Origin of the sequence: Psychromonas sp. MME2, assembly GCF_040566515.1 — a bacterium.
In the GTDB taxonomy this organism is placed as follows: domain Bacteria; phylum Pseudomonadota; class Gammaproteobacteria; order Enterobacterales; family Psychromonadaceae; genus Psychromonas.
The window spans coordinates 723,980-747,470 of record NZ_JBEWXI010000002.1; the positions used below are offsets into that span (position 1 = coordinate 723,980).

A 23,491-nucleotide genomic window follows, 5' to 3' on the forward strand; every position below is an offset into this window, starting at 1 on the left:
CTGGTGCGCAGGCTTTAGCCTGCTTGTGTTGGTGTTTTTTTGGTGGGCTCAAGCCCACGCCCCTTGTGGCCAGAAAACAGGATGCGAGAGCTTATGTTGATCTTGGGATGCAGGCTTCAGCTAGAGTCTTGCAATCACCTGGGCGCAGGCTTTAGCCTGCTTGTGTTGATGTTTTTTTTGGTGGGCTCAAGCCCATGCCCCTTGTGGCCTGAAAGCAGGGTGCTAGAGCTTGTTTTGATATTAAGTTCAGTTCCTTTTTTGTGAAATATTTGCTTTTTACAGGTATTCAACTAGAATACTGCGACCCCAAAAGCATGCGAATTTAAAAATCAATACTTATTGTGCATTAATGTGTGCTGATGGTGGGAAAATTTCAACATTTTTAAACATAGTACTTTTATAGTGCTTATCTTAAATACTTGCCTTTAGGAGCGATGAACCTAAGGGCGGTAGTGTACCTATTTTTAACTGACTACGTCCAAAGTTAAAAATAGGTCAATGTGTAAAATCATTATGTTTTTAGCGACAAATATTAAGTTAGCCTCTGAAACTGGGACATTATTTCAATGATTTTCGCGGCCTATTGGGGCTGTTTTGATAAAAGTAGTAAAAGCTAGGGTTTATAAGGGATGGTAAGAAATGGACCGTCTCAAAATGAATAAAAAGCGTCTCAGTGTGGTTTGAAAGGCTGAGGTTGAAAGTTGTAAAAAATCAATTCACTTAAGTCCAGTAGAATACTTATTTGGACAATGAAGATAGATGGAAAGCATAAAAATGAAAATTCTTGTTACTGGTGGCGCTGGATTTATCGGCTCTGCTGTTGTTCGTTATATCATTAATAATACTCAAGATAGCGTTATTAATGTAGATAAACTCACTTATGCTGGAAATCTTGAGTCCTTAATCAGTGTTGAGTCTAATAAGCGCTATTCATTTGAGAAAGTTGATGTCTGTGACCGCACTGAATTAGATCGTGTTTTCAAAACATACCAACCAGATGCAGTGATGCACTTAGCTGCTGAATCTCACGTTGATCGTTCAATTACTGGGCCATCAGACTTTATTCAAACTAACATAGTTGGTACTTATACAGTGCTTGAAGCGACTCGTGCGTATTGGAATCAGTTGACCGATGAAGCAAAGAAAGCATTTCGTTTTCATCATATTTCAACGGACGAAGTGTATGGCGACTTACCCCATCCTGATGAACAAGAAGGTGAATTACCATTATTTACTGAAACAACGCCTTATGCGCCAAGTAGCCCTTATTCAGCATCTAAAGCATCAAGTGACCACTTAGTACGTGCATGGTTACGCACCTATGGTTTACCGACAATAGTAACCAACTGTTCAAATAATTATGGTCCATATCATTTCCCTGAAAAATTGATTCCATTAGTTATCCTTAATGCGTTGGAAGGTAAAGATTTGCCTATTTATGGCAAGGGAGATCAAATTCGTGATTGGCTATATGTTGAAGATCACGCTCGCGCATTGTATACAGTTGTCACTGCTGGTAAAGTCGGAGAGACTTATAATATTGGCGGTCATAATGAAAAGCAGAACCTAGAAGTCGTGCAGACTATATGCGCTATTTTAGACGACTTAGTGCCGAAAAAAACTAAGTATGTTGAGCAAATAACGTATGTAACGGATAGACCAGGACATGACCGCCGTTATGCTATTGATGCAACTAAAATGAGTTCTGAATTAGACTGGCAACCAGAAGAAACCTTTGAAACGGGACTTCGCAAAACAGTCCTGTGGTATTTAGATAATTTAGAATGGTGTAATAACGTTCAGGACGGTAGTTATCGGCGTGAGCGTTTAGGTGTTTTTACTGGAGATCTAAGTTAATGAAAGGCATTGTACTGGCTGGAGGCTCTGGCTCGCGTCTATATCCCATAACGATGGGGGTTTCTAAGCAACTGCTGCCAGTCTACGACAAACCAATGATTTATTATCCGCTGTCGGTTTTGATGTTGGCTGGGATAAGAGATATTCTTATCATTACTACACCGGAAGATTTGGATAGCTTTAAGCGTCTGTTAGGTGATGGCAGCCAGTTTGGGATTTCCTTAGAATACGCTATGCAACCAAAGCCAGAAGGATTAGCTCAGGCATTCTTAATTGGTGAAGAGTTTATTGGCAATGAGTCAGTATGTTTAGTGTTGGGTGATAATATATTCTGGGGACATGCGTTCTCACCTAAACTGGTGAAAGCCGCAAGTAATGAATCAGGTGCGACAGTATTTGGTTACAAGGTTAAAGATCCGGAGCGTTTTGGTGTCGTTGAATTTGATAGTAATAGCCGTGCTATATCAATAGAAGAAAAGCCACAACAGCCCAAGTCTGATTTTGCGGTAACCGGCCTTTACTTCTATGATAACCATGTTGTTAAGTATGCTAAATGTGTCGAGCCTTCCGAAAGAGGAGAATTAGAGATTACCGCAATCAACGAAATGTATTTGAAGGCAGGTAATCTAAATGTAGAGCTATTGGGGCGGGGGTTTGCGTGGCTTGATACTGGAACTCACGATAGCTTACTAGAGGCGGCAACGTTTGTTGAGACGCTAGAAAAGCGACAAGGATTTAAAATAGCTTGTCTAGAAGAAATAGCCTTTTCGCAAGGTTGGATAGACAAAATTCATCTTCAAGAATGTGCCGCTTTAATGAGTAAAAACAGTTATGGGCAGTACCTGCTAACAATTAAATAGGATTTATGTATGGCATTTTTGACAGAACAAGAATTGGCGGCGTTGAACTTCAAAAGTTTAGGGGGAAATGTCAAGATTAGTGATAAAGCATCTTTGTATAATACTGAAATGATATCCATTGGTGCTAATTCTAGGATTGATGATTTTTGTCTTATTTCTGGAAATGTTACTATTGGTAGAAACGTTCATATAGCGGCATATTGTAATATTGCAGGTGGGGCTCCTGGTGTTAAGTTTGACGATTTTAGTGGGCTAGCATACGGTTGTCATGTTTTTTCTCAAAGTGACGACTACTCCGGAAAAACGCTTACAAATCCAACAGTCCCTGATAAGTACAAAAGTGAAACATATAAGTCAGTGACCATTGGGCGGCACGTAATTGTTGGAGCTCAAAGTATAATCCTGCCGGGGGCTAATTTAGCAGAGGGGTGTTCCGTTGGAGCAATGAGTATGGTTACAAAGCCAACGAAAAGCTGGGGGATTTATTTCGGCATACCAGCTAAAAGGATTAAAGAACGTTCAAACGATTTACTGAAATTGGAAGAGGGGTACCTAAATGAAAACTGTTAAGTTTAGTGAACCTGCAGTTTTAGGTAGAGAACTTGGATACATTTCTGAAGCGTTAAATAGTAAGAAACTATGTGGAGACGGGCCCTTCACTAAGCGGTGTCAAGAATTTTTTGAGAAAAGATATGGTGTAAAGAAAGCATTGTTAACGACATCGTGCACTGATGCGCTAGAAATGGCTGCAATCTTGCTCGATATTGAAGAGGGGGATGAGGTAATTGCTCCATCCTACACTTTTGTTTCTACAGTTAATGCGTTTGTTCTTCGTGGTGCAAATATCATGTTTGCAGATAGTGAAGAAACATCTCCTAATATTTCTGTGAGTGAAATTGAGCGTTTAATTTCTCCGAAAACTAAAGCGATTGTTGTTGTTCATTATGCGGGTATGGCCTGTGATATGGATGCGATCATGGATCTAGCACAACGGCATGGTATTTCAGTCGTCGAGGATGCAGCGCAAGCGATAGAGGCTACCTATAAGGGCCGCCAACTTGGTACAATTGGTGATTTTGGTACATTTTCTTTTCATGAAACTAAAAATATAGGTTGTGGGGAGGGGGGGGTATTATTTGTCAATAATGAACGCTATATTCAACGGGCTGAAATAATTCGTGAAAAGGGCACGAACCGCGCATCATTCTTTCGTGGTGAGATAAATAAGTACGGTTGGGTAGATAAAGGTTCCTCGTTCCTACCTTCTGAGCTAAATGCTGCGTTTTTATGGGGGCAGTTAGAGAGCCTGGAAGAGATTCAATCAAAGAGAGTCGCTGTATGGGAGCGTTATTATAATAACCTTAACGGCAGATTGAAAAACTTTACATTAGCAAGTTTCGCATCAGAGCAGAGCAATAATGCACATATGTTTTTCTTAGTTGCAAAGATGCCAGAGTGTCGATGCGAGTTGCTTAAGTGCTTGAAGGAAAAGGGGGTTTTGGCTGTGTTTCATTATTTGTCACTTCATAAAAGTGAGTACTATCGAGCCAAGTATAATGGGCCAAAGTTGCCACAATCAGATAGGTATACTGATTGCCTAGTCCGATTGCCTTTGTTCTATTCTCTTAGTTTGGAGCAGGTTGACTATATTTGTGATGTTATTCTTGGTATAGGGGGTGATTGTGAATAAAGTTGTTCACCTGTGTCCGGTAAATAAGTTTATGCCAGCCTTTATTGAATTGATAAACAGTCGTTTATGTTGTGCTCACGAGTTTTTTGTTTATTCCAATGAGGAATACTCAGGAGATGCTGAGAATGTAACATCGCCATTTTATAGTGGTTTTTCATTGTCGAAGTTTTATACGATGGTTAGGTCTATGAATAGAGCTGACATAATCATTATTCATGGACTGTTTGATGTTAAAGTTATGTTTACTTTGGTGTTTATGCCGTGGCTGATCCGAAAGTCAAAGTGGATTGTTTGGGGTGGAGACTTATACGTATGGACGGGTAGATATACCTTTCGAGACAAGCTGTCTTCTGCACTCAAAAAGATAATCGTTCCTAACCTAAACTCAATGATTACCTATGTAAATGGTGATTATGCATACGCAGTGTCGCAATATAGCTCAAAAGCTAAGTTTGAAGAATGCATTGTGTATCCGAGCAATTTTTTTCGCTATGGCTTCGTGGATAAAGCCGTAAATGAAAGTAACATAAATCAAGTCCTTTTAGGAAACTCAGCGGATCCCCAAAATAACCATTTGGAAGCATTAGAAAAACTAAAGTCGATTGACGATGGAATAATGGAACTAACGATACCACTTTCCTATGGTTGTAAAAAAAATGCGGTTATTGTAGCACAAAAAGCGTCAGAAATGTTTGGTGACAGGGTTAGGATTATTAGTGATTTTATGACTCTGGAAGAATATTCCTCTTTACTAGCATCAATTGATTTTGCTGTTTTTTGTCATGACCGTCAGCAAGCAATGGGGAATATCATTACGCTACTTGGAATGGGTAAAACAGTCGTTCTTAAAAGCGGTTTATCGCATTCGAACTTCTTGACCTCTAAAGGGCTTGTATACAAGGATATTGCTTCATTATCCTTAGATTCAATCTCGAGAGAAGAAGGTATTCGCAACTCAGAGATTGTGTCTGCATATTTTAATGAAAGTAACTGTGTAATGCAGCTTAATAGAATATTTGGCGATAACTAGGGATGGATAGAAAGAGTGTATTGTATTTTGCTTTAGGTCCAATAGGAAGTGCAGCGATAAGTCTTATTACGCTGCCATTAATAACGTGGTATTTTTCCATTGAAGACGTAGGTAGGTTTTCACTATTGCAAACCTTCACTGGTTTTGCAACATTGGTGTTCTGTCTTGGCTTTGATCAAGCATTTGTTCGCTCTTTTTACACAAGTAAATTACCTCGGTCTTTATTCCTGAGTGCGTACGTACCACCTTTAATCTTGTATGCTAGTATTGTCACGGTAGCGTTGTATTTCTCTGATGCTCTGGACAGCTTACTCTTTGGGGAAAGTGGGACGCCTGAGCTGCTACAGGTGCTGGTTGTTTGCTGTGGATTATCATTTTCTGTAAGGTTTCTCTCTCTTATTCTCAGAGTAAGCGAAAGAGGGTTAGCATATTCTATTTCCCAGATGTCACCTAAGTTGTTGTTTTTGTTGTTGGTTTTTATTTCGGTTTACTATGTAAATGGCAACTTTATGGCATTGGCTATATCATATATGGCCTCATTGCTTGTAGTGTTTATTGTATTACTTTTTAATAATCGAGATTTTTTGTTTTGTTCGTCAGGTCCCTATAGTTACCTTTTGACAAAAAGTATGTTTGCTTTTGGTTCCCCCTTAATTATATCTAGTGTCGCGTTTTGGGGGCTGACAGTTTCAGATAAAATATTGATTGGCAGGCTATCTAGTTTAACCGAGCTGGGAGTGTACTCGGTTGCTGTAAGTTTTGCTGGTGCAGCTATCGTACTTCAAAGTATATTTTCTACAATTTGGGCTCCCCTGATTTATCGCTGGATTGATAAAGATAATATGGCTAAAGATGAAGTAGCTACACATATTAATATGATGGCTGATTTAATGCTGTTGATTATTGTGCTTGGTGTTTCTTTAGCAGGTAGTTTGTCTTTCGTTTTGGATTACATTCTTCCTGAGCAATATAGTCAAGCAAAGTACGTAATGTTGTCGTGTATGTGTTACCCTTTGTTTTATACACTTTCGGAAGTGACTGTTGTCGGGTTGCATGTAAAAAAACGAACAATAGTTTCGATGCTGATTACTCTGGTATCTTTTATTGTGAACTTATTTGGTAACATTATTCTAATTCCAGAATTTGGTGCAAAAGGTGCGGCATTGAGTACGGCAGTTTCATTTTGGTTATTTCTATTTTTGAGAACGGAATTTAGTTCTAGATATTACAGCAAGCTGCAAAGAATAAAATTGTACTTTATTACGCTTTTAGTGGTATGCCTTACTACGGTTAATTTGTTTTATGGTTCCGCGCAGGTAGCTTGTTTTTCAATTTTATGGTTAGCCATTGGCGTAGTTTATTTATCGCTAAATTATAAAACACTTGCTTATCTTAGACGATAACGTGGAGATGATTAATGATTGATTTTAAAATTTTAGATTGCACCCTTCGTGATGGAGGTTATTACAATGACTGGGACTTCAACGGTGAAGTGCTAACGAATTACTTAAATGCTATCGCGGAATCTGGAATAGAATATGTCGAGCTAGGTTTACGTAACTTCCCTAAAGGTGGCTTTCTTGGGGCATTTGCCTATACGACAGATCGTTATATTAATACGATAGACTTGCCTGATGGGCCAACCTACGGGGTAATGGTCGATGCGAAGACGATTTTAAATAGTGATATGTCAGTAGAGCTGGCAATTGATAGTTTGTTCGCTGATGCTGCTGATAGTAAAGTCAGCTTGGTTCGCGTGGCTGCTCATTTTGGCGAAGTCGAAGCATCTGGGCCCATTGTTAAGCGTTTAAAAGAAAAGGGGTACATTGTAGGTTACAACCTGATGCAAGCTGGTGGCAAACCGACTGAGGTGATTGCAGAAAAAGCGCGAATTGCCGCGAGCTGGAATGTTCTCGATGTATTGTATTTTGCTGACTCGTTGGGCAACATGGACGCAGACGAAGTACGTAGAATCGTCAAAACCCTGCGAACTGAATGGCATGGTGAACTAGGTATTCATACTCATAACAACATGGCTAAAGCTCTGGATAATTGCTTAGCTGCGAAGCATGCCGGCGTGACTTGGTTGGATGTGACAATTACTGGTATGGGGCGTGGCGCAGGTAATGCGCAGACAGAGAACTTGCTTGCGGTTGTTAGTCAAGAAACAGGACGCTATCAGCCTAAGTCTATTTATGAACTAGCTATCCGTGATTTCGAACCAATGCAGAAAAAGTATGGTTGGGGTAGCAATCTGCTTTACTTTATTGGTGCGCAACACAATGTGCATCCAACCTATGTACAGAATTTGTTATCAGACACCCATTACGGGCCTGATGAAATTGTAGGTGTCGTAAAGTATCTTAGCTATTTAAACAACAGCGAGTCATATAGTGATGAGACGTATGCAGCATCACTAATGTTTTCGGCCGCTTCTTCAGAGATATCTGGTAGTAATGCTTTAGCTGGTTCAGCCAAAGGTAAAAACGTTGTTATTTTGGCCAGCGGCCCGTCTCTATTTCGTTACAAGAAGGATATCGAGACATATTTGTCTGCATTGTCGGAAGACAGTCTCGTCATTGCAATTAACACTCTTATTGATTTTGAACAGTACATTGATTACTATTGCTTATCTGGTAATTCAAAGATGTTATCGCAATCAGGAGATTACAGTTCTCTGGGTAAGCCTATTATTCTGCCTGCTCATCGCTTCTCAACTGAGGAATTGGCTGGAATCAAAGCTAACGGTCAAATATTTGATTACGGTGTCGAAGTTAAGTCCGATACCTTCCTCGCCGGAGAGTCTAACTGCATACTACCTTATGACATCACCGCTGGCTATTTGTTCGCACTTTGCGAAAGCATGCAAGCTACGCAAGTTAAACTCATCGGTTTCGATGGTTACAGCAGTGGTGATTCGCGACAATCTGAGATGATTGAGATTTTTTCGAAGGTTAACAGTGCTCATTATACAGCATTAACACCAACAACGTATCCAATTTCACAAGGCTCTATTTATGGTGAAATTTAGCCAATATGATGTCATTGTTTTTGACTGTGATGGGGTTATTCTTGATTCGAATAACCTCAAAATTGACGCCATGCGAGTGGCGCTAGAGAATTTAGCTTACCCTCAATCTGAAGTTGATGCTGCAGTAGGCTATTTCGCAGTCAATTTCGGCAAAAGCCGATTTCATCATATTGCATACTTTGTTGATCATATACTCTCTGGCATTTACGACAGAGAGGCAGCCTATGATGCTTTGCTTTCCGATTACTCTAAAGCTTGCAAACAGTTATACATGACTGCTGAAATGACGGAGAACTTTAACTTAGTATTAGAGAATGTTAGTGCAGCTAAGCATGTTGCCAGCGGATCAGAGCAGGAAGAGTTGCGCCAAGTTTTCGAAGAACGCGGCTTAGCAAGACATTTTGGTTATATTCTTGGCTCTCCAACAGCCAAATCTGAAAACGTCGCACAAATTATTTCTGAATACAAAGAAAAAAAAATACTGATGGTTGGTGATGCGAAGTCAGATTTCGATGCGGCCAGAGTAAATAGTATTGATTTCGCATTTTATGCGCCCTACTCCAATGTGCAAGGGCAAATGTTAAACCACGCCTCAATGTACGGGTTTCCAGTCATACACAGCTTTAAAGAGGTACTCTAATGAATAAAGATAACTACGCAGTTATCATTCCGGCTCGTTTCAAATCTAGCCGTTTTCCAGGGAAGCCATTGGTCGATATCTGTGGTAAACCAATGATACAGCATGTATGGGAGCGTTGTGTTAGTGCTGTAGGACTAGCTAAAGTTTATGTAGCCACTGACGACCATCGAATCTCAGATGCAGCAATGAGTTTTGGCGCTCAAGTTGTCATGACCAGTGATAACTGCTTGACAGGCACCGATCGATTGGCTGAAGCGAATCATACATTGGATTTGGATTTTGTGATTAATGTTCAGGGGGATGAACCGTTGATCAATCCTGATGATATTCGCATGGTACGAGACCGCTTTTTGCAAACGGGTAATATTACCAATGCGATGTGCCGCATTCATAGCAAGGAAGAGTTCTTTAGCTTGACTGTGCCTAAGGTGGTTACATCTAAATCAGGAAAACTGCTTTACATGAGTCGAGGAGGGGTGCCGTTGAATAAAGCAGGCGAGTTCAAAGAGGGCTGGAAACAGGTATGTATTTATGCCTTCTCTCGTGAGCAGTTGAACTTCTTTGCCAGCAATGCAAAGAAAACACCGCTGGAACAGCATGAAGATATTGAGATCCTGCGTTTCTTAGAGAATGATTATCAGATAGATATGGTGCAAGTTGAGTCTGGTTCTATAGCCGTGGATGTGCCAACAGACTTAGATGTCGTTTTACAATTGATGCGAAATGAATCTAAATAGCAGAGTGAGAAGATATTCTTTAGTATATCGACTTTACTTTATCTTGATTAGTATAGCTTTATCTTTAATATACTCTCAGAGATCATTGTATAACGATAGAAATGATACTTTAGCCTATTTTAAACAGTTTTCATGTGAATTTGTTGCTAATCCGAATTGCTATCTTTTTGCTTCTGAATCAATAGCTGTGTTTTTCAATTTTTTTGTCGAAGCAAGTGCTAAAGTGTTGTCAGGGCTACCGCTCGACGCTCTACTTTCTTACAAGTTGTTTCTCTTTCTTTTTGCACTACTAGTAACGTTAAGCGCAGTTGCATTTTCTGTATGTCATGCACGTAATTCTATATTTGTCTTTATGTTGATTTTTCTTGATCCAAGATTTTTTGAATTATCAACTAATACATTAAAGCAAGGCTTGGCTTTTATTGCTATATTAATTTCTTTTGAACTTGCAATGAGAGGTAGTAAATATTCATTACTAGTAAAATTAGTGTCTTCTTTTTCTCATGTCTCGGGTGCAGTAGCCTTTTGTCTTGTTAGAAAGAAAATTAGCTTTCTTTCTATTTTTTGCATTATATTGTTTCTTGTTGTTTTTGAATTTATCGGCGGGCTGTCCTTTTTAGCAAAGTATTTAGACTATGGTAAGTTGCACTATTATTTAGCTCAGTCTGAAGGTGAGATTTATAGCTTTACTAGTGTTTTTTCAATGGTTTATATTTTTGTTATGGTGGCGGCTATTCCACTTTACCTAAAAACAAATGATGTCAAGTTTTTGTCATCATTTAACTTTGCTTTTTTTTGTTTTGTAGCTGCTTTAATAACTTATAAAATTGGTATTGGATATCGTTTTACATTCTACATGGCACCTTTTATTTCTCTTCTTGTTGACCGCTTAATGTGGAATGTTAAATCTCTATATGGGAGTGGCTATTACTACTTTTTTGTTTTTATTGTGCTGGTTGTTTTTGGTTCACGTTTTTTGGGTAATTACAAATTTATAATGGGACATATAGCGGGTTAATTATTATGAAAACACTCCCAGTTTTAATTCTGGTTTTTAATCGAATTGATGCCTTAGCACGACAGATAGCCGTACTAAAAATTTATAAAGCGCAACGAATTTTTATTGCTTGCGATGGTGGTAGACCAGAGAAAGAAGGTGAATTAGAGAACGTTGAAAAAGTTAAGCAAGAGTTGTTACACCTTATTGACTGGCCTTGTGAGATAAAAACCCTTTTCCGTGATGAAAATCTCGGTTGTAAACTTGCCGTGAGTCAAGCTGTGCAATGGTTTTTCGCTCAGGTTGGTGAAGGTATCGTGCTAGAAGATGACTGCATTCCGTCCCCCGCTTTTTTTTCTTATGTTGCCGAAATGCTGGATGTTTACCGCAATGATAAACGTGTGGCAACTATTGGTGGGCGGCGTGAGCTATTAGGTGAAGGGACCCCTAAGTTTTCATCAAAATTTTTTTGCTGGGGTTGGGCGAGTTGGGGCGACCGTATTAATGGAATAGATGTTGAGTTTGGTTATCAAAAGCATCTTCCTGCCAATATAAATACAGAGCTGAGCTTTGCCGAAAAACAGCATGTTAAAGGGATACACAATTTGATGCTGACAGGAATGGTTAATTCTTGGGCATATTCTTATGATTTGTGGTTTCGTGCGCAGGGGCAATTGCATTTAGTGCCCGCCAAAAACTACATATCAAACGTTGGCATCGGCAGTGGCACGCATGACACTAAGCAAAAAGAAGATGGTATTGCCTCACATGACACTTACGACAGTCTAACTGAACTGATTCCAGTGCAGCGTGATGCCGACTACATGCAAGCGTATTTTCGTCAAGTTTATTCACCGTTAAAAATATTACTGTTTCCATTTGTTGGTGATATTAAACGATTCTTAAGAAAGTTGAGCGCATAAGGTGGAATATTTATATTATACTGTTTCACCTGAAGGTGATCTTATTCTAGTTGATAGTAATGGTGGTGCACATAATGCAGATTATTCCTCCTTTGCACACCAGCAATTTGTTAATACTGTCGGGAATAATTACTCTAGTAGTCTGAATGCTTTAGGTGTCAGTGATTATTCGAATGAGATATTTTTACAATATTTTGTTCGCCAACAAGAGTGGAACAATGTTGCTAAAAAACATGTAAAACGACAGGCTGCTAAGGGCAAGAGCTTAAATGAGCGGTTGTGGAATGATTTATTAGTCCGGTCACCAAGATTAAATAAACCATTTAGTATGGGCATGTTTTATACAAAGCTGTTGGTGGCTGCACTAGCAATTTGGTTATTAGTTGTAGCGCGCAAGCTCAAATGCAAGTCTGATGTGCTAGCCCCTAACGCAAAATTATGTGTTGTAAGGTCCAAGGCCAGCTTATCTAAACTGCGTGCCGTAAAAGAGGAGCTTGGACTGACGATCATAAGTGAGGACATAGTATATAAAACGGACCTTATGCCATCAATGTTGTCGTACCTATCATATGGTGCTGTACTTAAAGCATTGCCTATTCTGATATTAGCCACTATTAAAGATGGAAAAGCAATTAATCGTGAGCTTGGCGTGTTATTTGGGGATGACTTACGGTTAGCGATACTAAATACTTACCCTGCTAGAATTGTCCTTAAGTGCTGGTATCAGTATGCCCTCGGTGGAATTGTTGATAAGTCCAATCTAGGTGCTCTTTACACTGGCAATAAAGAAGATCGCTTTGCAATGGTAGAACAAAAAATTGCTAACCGACAAGCTATAGAGTTGGTGTGTGTTCCTCATGGTTTAGAGTATAGCTTCTTGTTTCCAGGCGGGGTGGCGGGTAATAAGTTTTATTGTACATCACTGAATGCATTAAATAAATTCTCGGAAATTTATCCTCATGTAAAGTCTGTTTTCAGTAATGAACTGCAGGAAAAACTCTATTCGTTGGGTGGATTAGTTAATCTTAATGAGCCTAAACGAATAGTTTTTTTTACCGAGTCGCGTGATGTAGATGTTAACCGTAAAATTATCGAAGACCTGAAAAATGCAGGGTTATCATTTTCACTAAAGTTACACCCTAAAGATGATGAAACTAATTATGCCTGTTTTCCAGATATTGATATCGAGGAAGACTATTCTAGAGCAATTACGAGTGTTATCTGTATAGCTCGAAAATCGACAGTGCTTATTGAGGCATTATTTAATCAATCTTTACCCATTGCTTATATTAGAGATTCAAAAGATACATATTATGTCACTTCGGTTTTTCCATCATTAAATGATGCGTCAATTGTAAAGTGCAATAATTATTTTGAATTATTAGATTTCATAAAGAATAATGCGAGGAAATAATGTTTTCAGAGAAAGTACTACTTATTACCGGTGGAACAGGATCTTTTGGTAATGCGGTTTTGAATCGCTTTTTAGAAACAGATGTTAAAGAAATACGTATTTTTTCCCGTGATGAGAAAAAACAAGATGATATGCGCAAGAAATATAAATCGGATAAATTGAAGTTTTATATCGGTGATGTCCGTGATTATCAAAGCGTGTCTAATGCTATTCGTGGTGTTGATTATATTTATCATGCTGCAGCATTAAAGCAGGTTCCATCTTGTGAGTTTTATCCGTTAGAAGCGGTTAAAACCAACGTGTTGGGCACAGAAAACGTACTTGAGGCCGCTATTCAACACGGTGTTGAAAGAGTTGTTTGTTTAAGTACAGACAAAGCTGTTTACCCCATTAATGCGATGGGGATCTCTAAGGCAATGATGGAAAAAGTGATTGTTGCAAAATCTCGTAATGTGCCCAAAGGCATGACGATCTGTACCACTCGCTACGGTAATGTGATGGCTTCACGCGGCAGTGTTATCCCTCTTTTCTGTCGTCAAATTATTGAAGGTAAATCGTTAACGGTAACTGATCCCAACATGACCCGTTTTATGATGACTTTAGACGATGCTGTAGACTTGGTTCTACATGCATTTGAATACGGCGATAACGGTGATATTTTTGTCCAAAAAGCGCCAGGTGCGACCATCGATGTGCTGACCAAAGCTATCTTTAACATTATGGATAAGCCTAATCATGAAGTGAATGTGATTGGTACACGCCATGGTGAGAAGTTGTATGAAGCACTTTGTAGTCGTGAAGAAATGTTTGTCGCTGAAGATCAAGGCGGCTATTATCGCATTCCTGCTGACAATCGTGATTTGAACTATGCGCAGTATATGGAAGAAGGCGAGAAAGACCTTTCTGTCGTTGAAGATTATAACTCGCATAATACCGAGCGTTTAGATGTCGCTGGAATGGAAGCATTACTGCTTAAGTTAGATTTTATGCGCGAGATTAAAGCTGGCAACTTAAATGTACCAGAGGGCGTATAGCATGAATATTGTCGTTACGGGGGCAAATGGTTTTATCGGTAAAAACCTCTGCACCATGCTCGCTGAACAAGGCTATACCGATTTAATTAAAGTTGACATTGAAACTTCTCGTGATGAGCTCGCTGGCTATTTGCAGTCTGCTGACTTTGTGTATCATCTTGCTGGTATTAACCGGCCGAAAAGATGACTCTGAGTTTCAAGAAGGTAATGCGCATCTAACAACGTTTATTGTTGATGAATTGCGTAAAGCAGGCAAGCGTACACCGATAATGGTGAGCTCTTCGATTCAAGCAGAACACGACAATCCCTATGGCACGAGTAAGGCTCAAGCTGAACAAGCTTTAGTTGAATATAGCTCTGAAACTGCGGCTGATTATTATATTTACCGCTTTCCAAATGTATTTGGTAAATGGTGCCGACCAAACTATAACTCTTTTGTTGCTACCTTTTGTCACAACATCGTAAACGATATTGAAATAACGATAGATAACCCTGAAGCCCCTGTTACCTTGGTTTACATAGATGATGTTTGTGCAGAGTTAGTTTCTTTACTATCGAGTAAGAAAGAGACAGGTTTAAATTTTGTTAAGCCTGAATACCCGACTACTGTTGGCGATGTTGCGAAGCAGTTACGCGCATTCAAAGCTAGCAGAGAAAACTTAGTGACTGAAAATGTCGGTACTGGGTTAACCCGTACACTTTATTCTACTTACCTAAGTTATTTTTCGCCTTCACAGTTCAGTTATACCGTACCAAGCTATGGTGATGAACGTGGTGTTTTCTGTGAAATGCTTAAAACAAAGGAATCGGGGCAATTTTCTTTTTTTACTGCTCATCCTGGCATCACTCGTGGTGGCCATTATCACCATTCTAAGAATGAGAAGTTTTTGGTTATCAAAGGTAAGGCTCTGTTTAAATTTGAACAAATCATTACTGGCGAGCGTTATGAATTAGTCGTTGATGCTATTCGTCCCGAAATTGTTGAGACGGTGCCTGGTTGGTCTCACGATGTCACGAATGTGGGCTGCGATGAATTAGTTGTAATGCTGTGGGCAAATGAGATTTTTGACCGAGAAGCCCCCGATACGATTGCCAAGCCACTTTAAGAGCGACTATTGAAATGAAAAAATTAAAAGTTATGTCTGTGGTCGGTACTCGACCTGAAATTATTCGCCTGTCACGCGTTTTAGCTAAGCTAGATGAGCACTGTGAACATATTTTAGTCCACACTGGCCAAAATTATGACTTCGAGCTTAATGAAGTTTTCTTTAATGACTTGGGTGTGCGTAAGCCTGACTACTTTCTTAGTGCGGCAGGTAAAAATGCAGCGGAAACGATTGGGCAAGTCATCATTAAAGTTGACCAGGTGCTCGAAGAAGTAGAGCCTGATGCCATGTTAGTGCTAGGCGATACCAACTCGTGCATTTCAGCTTTACCGGCTAAACGTCGTAAAGTACCTATCTTTCATATGGAAGCAGGTAACCGTTGTTTTGACCAACGTGTTCCAGAAGAGACAAATCGCCGTATAGTGGATCATACTTCAGATATAAACCTTACCTATAGCAGCATTGCTCGCGATTACTTGCTTGCCGAAGGTTTGCCTGCTGATCGTGTTATAAAAACAGGCAGCCCGATGTTTGAAGTGCTGAATCACTATATGCCGCAGATTGATGCCTCTGATGTATTAACCCGATTGGGTCTCGAAAAAGGTCAGTTTTTTGTTGTGAGTGCCCATCGTGAAGAGAATGTCGACTCACCTAAGCAACTAGCAAAGTTAGCTGAGACCTTGAATACGGTCGCTGAGCATTATGGTCTGCCTGTTATTGTCTCAACACACCCTCGAACGCGTAATCGAATTGAAGCGCAAGGTTTGCAGTTCCATCCGAATGTTCAATTACTGAAACCGCTGGGATTCCATGATTATAATCACCTGCAAAAGAGTGCAAAGGCAGCCCTTTCAGACAGCGGCACGATTAATGAAGAATCTTCAATTATGAATTTCCCTGCGCTTAATTTGCGTGAAGCCCACGAGCGACCAGAAGGTATGGAAGAAGCATCCGTTATGATGGTTGGCTTAGGCGTTGAGCGGGTGATGCAAGGTTTACAGATTTTGGAGTCACAGCCATCAGGTGATGAGCGACTGCTTCGACCAGTTTACGATTACAGCATGCCTAATGTATCTGATAAGGTTGTCCGGATACTTCATTCGTATACTGACTATGTTAAACGTGTTGTTTGGAAGGAATACTAACCAGTGCGTATAGCTATGTTTCCAGACGATTATTTGCCCGATAGTACGCTTGTTCATGCTAAAATGTTCCATGAACTAGCCATTGAATTAAAAAGACTAGGTCATGAAGCAATAATTATTACCCCTAGTCATGGAAAGCAAGCTGAACATTTGAAAATTGATTTTATTGATGATATTGAAGTTTGGCGTTTTAGAAACCCACCGATGCGAGGGCAAGGTAAAATAAAAAGGCTCATTAGTGAGTCTTTATTATCTTATAATTCATATAGAGCGTTGAAAAATTTTGATAAGCTTGGTACATTTGATGCGTGCATTAATTACTCCCCCTCTATATTTTTTGGTGCGTTAATGCACTGGTTTAAAAAAAAACAGAACGCTTACATTTACCTTATTTTAAGAGATATATTTCCTCAATGGGTAATTGATGAAGGAATTATTTCCCCTAGATCTCCTTTAGCATATTATTTTCGTTTTTTCGAAAAATTAAACTACAAGTCTGCTAACTCAATAGGGCTTATGTCGCAAGCAAATATAGACTACTTTTCGAAATTTTATCCACATATAAGTAATTTGCAAGTTTTAAGAAATTGGGCAGATATTACCCCTTATAATTCTTCATTGGATAGGAATATTCGGAAAGAGTTTAGCTTAGAAAATAAAGTTATCTTTTTTTATGGAGGTAATATTGGTCATGCTCAAGATATGGGCAATATTTTACGTTTAGTTAAAAAAATGAAGGTACATAAAAATGCTCATTTTTTGTTAGTAGGGCAAGGTGACGAAGTAGATTTAGTTTTGAAAACTAAGTTAAGGGATAATCTTGATAATATTACTTTCCTACCGTCTGTTAACCAAGATCAATATAAACAATTATTACTCCAAGTTGATGTTGGATTATTTTCTTTAGCAAAAACGCATAAAGCACATAATTTCCCGGGTAAATTATTAGGTTATATGGTGCAATCTTTACCTATTTTAGGAAGTGTGAATGAAGGGAATGATCTAATTAAATTTATTAATGATGAAGGAGCTGGTAATGCTTTCGTTAATGGTGAAGATGAAAATTTATTTAATGCGGCAGTTTTATTATTTAAAAATAAAAGTTATCGAATAGCTGCTGGGTTACAGGCAAATAGAGTATTAAAAGAAAGCTTTTCAGTTGAAGCGGCTGCAGCTCAGTTAATTGAAACTATAGGAAAAAAATGACAATGAAAGTTCTGATGACGGGAGGAACTGGATTTCTCGGTTCTCACTTATTACGTGCTATAGAAAGTCAATTTTCAATAGTAATGGTAGGAAGGACTAAACCGAAAAGTTATGATGGTTGTTTTTTAAACTACGAATTAGAGGCGCAAGATTTATCTTATTTAAATATTGCTGATATAGATGTTGTAATTCATTCAGCAGCTAGAGTTCATATAATGGATGATACTGCAGATAATCCATTACGTGCTTTCACTTTATCAAATACTGATGGTACATTACGTTTAGCAAAATATGCTGCAAAATCGGGAGTTAAACGATTTATTTTTATTAGTTCTATTAAAGTAAATGGTGAGTCAACAGCGCTGGGCTTACCATTTAAACCAGATGATCCTTTTGTCCCGACTGACCCTTATGGCTTAAGTAAGTATGAAGCCGAATTAGGATTGCTTAAAATAGCTGAGCAAACTGGTATGGAAGTGGTCATTATTCGCCCTCCATTAGTTTATGGGCCTGGTGTTAAGGCTAACTTTGCTTCTTTACTAAATTTAGTTTCTAAAGGGCTACCTCTTCCGTTTGCTTGTATTAACAAAAATAAGCGCAGTTTGGTGTCAGTCAACAATTTAGTTGATTTGATTGTTACTTGTATTGATCACCCTAAAGCAGCTAATCAAGTATTTTTAGTCTCAGATGATCATGATATATCTACTGCTGATATGATACGTCATATGGGGAAAGCATTAGGGAAACCAAGTCGCATGTTACCTATTCCTTTATGGTGCTATCATTTAGCTGGTAAATTTTTTGGCAAACAAGATGTCGTGGATTGTCTAGTCGGATCACTACAGGTTGATATTACCCACACTAAAGAAACATTAAATTGGGCTCCTCCGCAATCATTAGAGGATGGCTTTAAAGAAACTGCCGAAGCCTTTCTACAAAGTAAAAATAAATAGAGTATATTGTATGATCCGTATTATAGATTTCCTAGCCGCTTTCTTCGGTTTATTATTCCTTTGGCCAATATTGCTTATTGTCACTATTATTGGCTTGTTCGATACTGGTTCTCCGATTTTTGTGCAAACTCGTGTTGGGCGAAATCAAAAACCTTTTAAGCTCATTAAGTTTCGTACCATGAGTGTTGAGACGAAATCTGTTGCTAGTCATCTAGCGAATAACGCATCTATTACTAAGTTAGGTAATTTTTTGCGTAAAACGAAGATTGATGAATTGCCGCAATTGATTAATGTGGTTAAAGGTGAGATGAGTTTAGTCGGGCCTCGTCCAAATTTATTCAATCAAGAAGAGTTAATTGTTGAGCGCGATAGTCGCGGTGTTTATCGTGTGTTACCTGGAATTACTGGGCTTGCGCAAGTGCAAAATATCGATATGTCTACGCCAAAGCTTCTCGCTGAAACAGATAAGCAGATGATAGATACACTTACCCTTAAGCATTATTTTAAATATATAATGATGACCGTTACTGGTAGCGGATCAGGTGATGCGGTTAAATAGCTTTACCTATAATATTGCTATACTACTTCAAGATGTAAAATCTGCAATGAAAATAGAGTCTAACAAAGCATTTTGAGGTAACATGGCTATAATATCACTTGGTGATTGTGACTTATAAGTGATGTTGTTTATAAATCATTGATATTCATCCCCTGTTTTAATTTATCATATTCATGACGTTTTATTTGGAGCGAGATATGTCTTTATTTCAAGATCTATTTAGGTTGAAACGCGCTCAAAAACGAGTTGTTAGTCTGTTGATTGATACATTGTTTTTGTGTGTGGCATATTGGTTGGCACTGTTCGTTCGAACGGATGATTTTTCTGTGCTGTTAAATGGTCAATACTGGTTATTACTTCTTATTTTAATTCCTATCAGTTTAATTGCATTTGCCAAGTTGGGCTTATACCGTGCTGTATTACGTTATATGGGGTTGCAAGCGCTTAGTGCAATTGCTATGGGGGTTTTTCTTTCTACTCTCACTTTGATTTTTCTTGCCTATTATCTTGATGCGCACCTACCACGTACGGTACCCGTTATTTTTGCTGCGTTTTCGCTGGTTTTTATCGGTGGAACTCGTGCAACTATTCGTTCGTTGGTTGAGTCGGGCATAAAGCGTGTTGGTGAGCCTGTTATTATTTACGGTGCAGGTGTCAGTGGACGGCAGTTGCTCTCTTCGCTTGTCTTAAGTCATGAATACTACCCCTTTGCCTTTGTTGATGATGATGTAAGCTTACATGGGCGCGTTATTGAAGGGGTGCATGTCCATTCGCCTTCCATTATTCGTAAACTGATTGAGCAAAAGGCAGCGACAAAAGTACTGTTAGCTATACCAAGCGCATCTAGAGCGCGCCGCCAAGAAATTCTTACTAAGCTAGAGCCATTGGCTGTACAGGTGCTTACCTTACCTTCGATGGCGGATTTGGTCTGTGGCAATAAGCTTTATAGCGATATTAAAGAAGTTGAAATTGATGATTTATTGGGGCGAGATCCCGTAGCTCCACGAGGAGACCTGTTAGCTGCTAATATTCGCGATAAAGTGGTTATGGTGACAGGAGCGGGTGGTTCGATCGGTTCCGAATTGTGCCGTCAAATATTAAAACAGTCGCCTAAAAAACTGGTGCTTTTTGAATTGTCAGAATTTGCGCTTTATGCCATTGAGCGCGAATTAGTTGCGACGGCTTCACAGCTTGGTTTAGACGTTAGAATTTTACCCATGATGGGGTCGGTACAGCGAGAGAATCGTGTTAGAGGGGTGATGCAGGCTTTTGGTGTGCAAACCGTTTATCATGCTGCGGCCTACAAACATGTTCCACTTGTTGAGCATAATGTGATAGAGGGGATTCGAAATAATGTATTTGGTACGCTATATACCGCTCGCGCTGCCATTGAAAGTAATGTTGAAACTTTTGTACTAATTTCTACCGACAAGGCTGTTCGTCCGACCAATGTAATGGGGGCGACTAAACGGATGGCTGAGTTGGCTTTGCAAGCATTTGCGAATGAAAAAAATAAAACGCGTTTCTGTATGGTTCGTTTTGGTAATGTGCTTGGCTCTTCAGGTTCTGTGGTTCCGGTGTTTAGAGCGCAAATTGCTAGTGGTGGCCCGGTTACGGTGACACATCCTGAAATCACCCGTTTCTTTATGACTATCCCTGAAGCTTCGCAGTTAGTTATCCAAGCTGGTGCGATGGGACGCGGAGGTGATGTTTTTGTGCTTGATATGGGCAAATCGGTAAAAATTGTTGATTTAGCAGCTAAAATGATTCATTTAAGTGGTTTTGAAGTCAAGAGTGATACCAACCCTGAAGGGGATATTGCCATTGAATATAGTGGGTTACGTCCTGGGGAGAAACTCTATGAAGAGTTGTTGATTGGTGATGATGTCACTGGGACAGAGCACGAACGCATTATGACTGCTAATGAAACCTATTTGCCTTGGTCAGAATATTCAAAAATAATTGAACGGTTGGATAATGCTTGCCATACATTTGACCATGAAGCCATTCGACATATTTTGCTGAATACGCCAACCGGATTCAATCCAACCGATGGGATTTGTGATTTACTTTACCAGCAACATAAAAAAATTTTTGAAGCGAAAAAAAATGTTGTTAACTTAGCTGTTAAGTAACTTTTATTCCCATTTACCTTTAGCGTAAATGACAAGAGTGTTTTTTAATCATGCTGTTGTTATTTGAGTTGCTTAGTGGATCTATTTGTTTTTAGTAACTACGGTGATATTTGCTAGGTGTAATGGCAATCATTCACTCCTATAGTACAATATTACTTTTATATATTGCTCTTATTAAGCGGATTAAACATGAATAAACAATGCCTTAGTGGTGCGCTGTTCTCCCTTTCTCTTTTTGCAGCGAATGCGAGTGCCTCTTATCACTGGATTGATGCCGACGATATTTTTATTCGCGCTGATATTCAGTTACTCGCCGATGTCGGTGTAGTGACCGTGCCAACAACCACTTACCCGTTAATGTGGAGTGGTGTAATGGAGGGGATTAATCGCGCCAATGTTGCGACGCTCTCGCCAGATGCGCAGGATGCTTATCACCGTGTGCGCCACCGTTTTAATCAGTATAAAAAAAATAAATCGACAACAAAAGTGTCGATGGCGGGGGCTAATGATTCGGCGCGTTTTCAACACTATGGTTCACCCGTTCGTGAAAAGGGTGAAACCACCATGTCGCACATGGGGGGAGCAGGGCGCTTTGCTTATAATATACAGGCAAGTTATGCCTACGATGCGCAAGACGATGAAGATGTTCGTATTGACGGCAGTTATTTAAGCATGGGGATCGGTAATTGGATTGTTAGTGCTGGTAGTTATGGAGAATGGTACGGCCAAGGCTGGGATACCACGCTGATAAAAAGCACCAACGCTCGCCCGATGCAACAAATCAGCTTGACCCGTAATAATCCCGAAGCATTCACTGTACCCGTTTTACAATGGCTAGGGCCATGGACACTTACCACTGGCGTGTCGTGGATGAACGATGATGATTATCGTGCCGTTGAAAATACCCTGCTTTGGTCATTTAGAACCTCCTTTAAGCCACACCCTAACTTTGAGTTTGGCATTTCCCGTACCGCGCAAATCTGTGGTCAGGGTAAAGGTTGTGGCGTTGGCACTTGGTGGGATATGTTTACTGGTGATACCAATGACTATGAAACTGAGAATCCTGCTAACCAACTCGCAGCCGTGGATATGCGTTGGGGGGCAACTTACAATGGCATTCCCTATGGTATCTATTGGGAGAGTATGGGGGAAGATAGTATGCGCTTAGATACCTTTCCGCCATTTCAGGCGAAAAGTGATTTATTTGGAGCGGATATTAGTTATCGTCTCTATAACCACATGATACGTACTTTTATTGAATATACGGAAACCAATGCTAAATGTAGTGGTTTTCATGGTAACTGTACCTACGAGCATAGTACCTATCGTGGTGGTTATCGTTATAACGGCAATTCTATTGGTTCAACCTACGATAATGATGCTAAAACTTACACCATCGGCTTTATAGGGCACACGCCAATCGGGCATCGCTGGAAATCTAACTTCCGCTATTTAGATTTGAATGTAGATAACACAAATGCACCGAGCCCAGGGGGGAATCCAGTCGCCCCGATTGCTGAGAAAGCGACCCAAGTTGATTTTTCTTATATTTGGCCGCTGTTTAAAGGACAAATGGAGGCTGGCGCAAGTTACACCCATTCGACCTATGAAGATGATATTAGCAACGATAATAACTTCGATATATGGGGTAAATGGTCTTACGTCTTTTAGTTTTGGTTAGTGACCACTACAGTGATAAGCCTAAAAAAGGCAGCTCAGCAGGTTGCTTACCTGCCTTTTTTCGTAGTGGCGTTGTAATTTTTAGCGCAGGTTTTACTGGGGGCCGGCTTTAGGCAGAGTGCTGCAATCACTGGGGCGCAGGCTTTAGCCTGCTAGTGTTTTCTTGGTGGGCTTAAGCCCACGCCCCTTGTGGGCTTGAAAACAGGATGCGCAGAGCTTATCCGCTCATGGCACTAAACTGTCGCTTAATTCGCCCCACGGCCCGATATGGGCGTTGTTATTTGGGGCGCAGGCTTTAGGTGGTGTGTTGCAATCACTGGGGCGCAGGCTTTAGCCTGCTAGTGTTTTCTTGGTGGGCTTAAAACAGGATGCGCAGAGCTTATCCGCTCATGACACTAAACTGTCGTTTAATTCGCCCTGCGCCCCGATGTGACACTAAACTGTCGTTTAATTCGCCCCTCACCCCCGACATGACATTATCTATATAAGGTTGT

The 23,491-nt window shown here is 39.8% G+C and carries 21 protein-coding genes; all 21 read left to right on the forward strand.

Annotation, left to right across the window (positions count from 1 at the left end; all coding sequences use genetic code 11):
- Positions 1-774 precede the first annotated feature (774 nt).
- The 21 genes from rfbB (at position 775) to AB1A03_RS03765 (ending at position 22,988) form a co-directional block, all read left to right on the forward strand.
- On the forward strand, positions 775-1,857 hold the full coding sequence (gene rfbB / locus AB1A03_RS03665) for a dTDP-glucose 4,6-dehydratase (RefSeq protein WP_354623217.1): 1,083 nt from the start codon (positions 775-777) through the stop codon (positions 1,855-1,857).
- A complete protein-coding gene (gene rfbA / locus AB1A03_RS03670; protein WP_354623218.1) occupies positions 1,857-2,717 on the forward strand; it encodes a glucose-1-phosphate thymidylyltransferase RfbA in 861 nt (286 codons plus the stop codon). Before rfbB ends, rfbA begins: the two co-directional genes overlap by 1 nt.
- Positions 2,718-2,726: 9 nt before the next feature.
- Positions 2,727-3,287 (forward strand): acyltransferase, encoded by a 561-nt coding sequence (locus tag AB1A03_RS03675; RefSeq protein WP_354623219.1) that lies wholly within the window; start codon positions 2,727-2,729, stop codon positions 3,285-3,287.
- The gene (gene rffA / locus AB1A03_RS03680) at positions 3,274-4,407 is read left to right on the forward strand and encodes a dTDP-4-amino-4,6-dideoxygalactose transaminase (RefSeq protein WP_354623220.1); all 1,134 of its coding nucleotides are present in this window, start codon (positions 3,274-3,276) and stop codon (positions 4,405-4,407) included. The genes AB1A03_RS03675 and rffA overlap by 14 nt, the downstream gene beginning before the upstream one ends.
- On the forward strand, positions 4,400-5,437 hold the full coding sequence (locus AB1A03_RS03685) for a TDP-N-acetylfucosamine:lipid II N-acetylfucosaminyltransferase family protein (protein ID WP_354623221.1): 1,038 nt from the start codon (positions 4,400-4,402) through the stop codon (positions 5,435-5,437). The genes rffA and AB1A03_RS03685 overlap by 8 nt, the downstream gene beginning before the upstream one ends.
- A 2-nt stretch (positions 5,438-5,439) precedes the next feature.
- Positions 5,440-6,840, forward strand: coding sequence for an oligosaccharide flippase family protein (locus tag AB1A03_RS03690; protein WP_354623222.1), 1,401 nt, complete (start codon positions 5,440-5,442; stop codon positions 6,838-6,840).
- Between the two features lie 14 nt (positions 6,841-6,854).
- The gene (locus AB1A03_RS03695) at positions 6,855-8,468 is read left to right on the forward strand and encodes an aldolase catalytic domain-containing protein (RefSeq protein WP_354623223.1); all 1,614 of its coding nucleotides are present in this window, start codon (positions 6,855-6,857) and stop codon (positions 8,466-8,468) included.
- On the forward strand, positions 8,455-9,108 hold the full coding sequence (locus AB1A03_RS03700) for an HAD family hydrolase (protein WP_354623224.1): 654 nt from the start codon (positions 8,455-8,457) through the stop codon (positions 9,106-9,108). Before AB1A03_RS03695 ends, AB1A03_RS03700 begins: the two co-directional genes overlap by 14 nt.
- Positions 9,108-9,845 (forward strand): 3-deoxy-manno-octulosonate cytidylyltransferase, encoded by a 738-nt coding sequence (gene kdsB / locus AB1A03_RS03705; RefSeq protein WP_354623226.1) that lies wholly within the window; start codon positions 9,108-9,110, stop codon positions 9,843-9,845. Before AB1A03_RS03700 ends, kdsB begins: the two co-directional genes overlap by 1 nt.
- 85 nt (positions 9,846-9,930) lie before the next feature.
- Entirely contained in the window at positions 9,931-10,863 is a 933-nt protein-coding gene (locus tag AB1A03_RS03710; protein ID WP_354623227.1) for an EpsG family protein, read from the forward strand.
- Between the two features lie 5 nt (positions 10,864-10,868).
- Entirely contained in the window at positions 10,869-11,765 is an 897-nt protein-coding gene (locus AB1A03_RS03715) for a glycosyltransferase family protein (RefSeq protein ID WP_354623228.1), read from the forward strand.
- Between the two features lies 1 nt (position 11,766).
- Positions 11,767-13,179: a hypothetical protein gene (locus AB1A03_RS03720; RefSeq protein WP_354623230.1), complete on the forward strand. Its 1,413-nt coding sequence runs from the start codon at positions 11,767-11,769 to the stop codon at positions 13,177-13,179.
- Positions 13,179-14,213, forward strand: coding sequence for a polysaccharide biosynthesis protein (locus AB1A03_RS03725; RefSeq protein ID WP_354623231.1), 1,035 nt, complete (start codon positions 13,179-13,181; stop codon positions 14,211-14,213). The genes AB1A03_RS03720 and AB1A03_RS03725 overlap by 1 nt, the downstream gene beginning before the upstream one ends.
- Before the next feature lies 1 nt (position 14,214).
- Positions 14,215-14,400: an NAD-dependent epimerase/dehydratase family protein gene (locus tag AB1A03_RS03730; RefSeq protein ID WP_354623232.1), complete on the forward strand. Its 186-nt coding sequence runs from the start codon at positions 14,215-14,217 to the stop codon at positions 14,398-14,400.
- Positions 14,372-15,319 carry a polysaccharide biosynthesis C-terminal domain-containing protein gene (locus AB1A03_RS03735; RefSeq protein WP_354623233.1) on the forward strand — a complete coding sequence of 316 codons (948 nt, stop codon included), beginning with the start codon at positions 14,372-14,374 and terminating at the stop codon, positions 15,317-15,319. The genes AB1A03_RS03730 and AB1A03_RS03735 overlap by 29 nt, the downstream gene beginning before the upstream one ends.
- Before the next feature lie 14 nt (positions 15,320-15,333).
- Complete coding sequence (gene wecB / locus AB1A03_RS03740; protein WP_354623234.1) at positions 15,334-16,464, forward strand: non-hydrolyzing UDP-N-acetylglucosamine 2-epimerase; 1,131 nt, start codon at positions 15,334-15,336, stop codon at positions 16,462-16,464.
- A gap of 3 nt (positions 16,465-16,467) precedes the next feature.
- Complete coding sequence (locus AB1A03_RS03745) at positions 16,468-17,670, forward strand: glycosyltransferase family 4 protein (RefSeq protein ID WP_354623235.1); 1,203 nt, start codon at positions 16,468-16,470, stop codon at positions 17,668-17,670.
- On the forward strand, positions 17,667-18,623 hold the full coding sequence (locus AB1A03_RS03750) for a UDP-glucose 4-epimerase family protein (RefSeq protein ID WP_354623236.1): 957 nt from the start codon (positions 17,667-17,669) through the stop codon (positions 18,621-18,623). The genes AB1A03_RS03745 and AB1A03_RS03750 overlap by 4 nt, the downstream gene beginning before the upstream one ends.
- A gap of 10 nt (positions 18,624-18,633) precedes the next feature.
- Positions 18,634-19,182, forward strand: a complete 549-nt coding sequence (locus tag AB1A03_RS03755) for a sugar transferase (protein WP_354623237.1) — start codon at positions 18,634-18,636, stop codon at positions 19,180-19,182.
- Positions 19,183-19,379: 197 nt separating this feature from the next.
- On the forward strand, positions 19,380-21,317 hold the full coding sequence (locus AB1A03_RS03760) for a polysaccharide biosynthesis protein (protein WP_354623238.1): 1,938 nt from the start codon (positions 19,380-19,382) through the stop codon (positions 21,315-21,317).
- Between the two features lie 189 nt (positions 21,318-21,506).
- Positions 21,507-22,988 carry a capsule assembly Wzi family protein gene (locus AB1A03_RS03765; protein WP_354623239.1) on the forward strand — a complete coding sequence of 494 codons (1,482 nt, stop codon included), beginning with the start codon at positions 21,507-21,509 and terminating at the stop codon, positions 22,986-22,988.
- Positions 22,989-23,491: the final 503 nt, after the last annotated feature.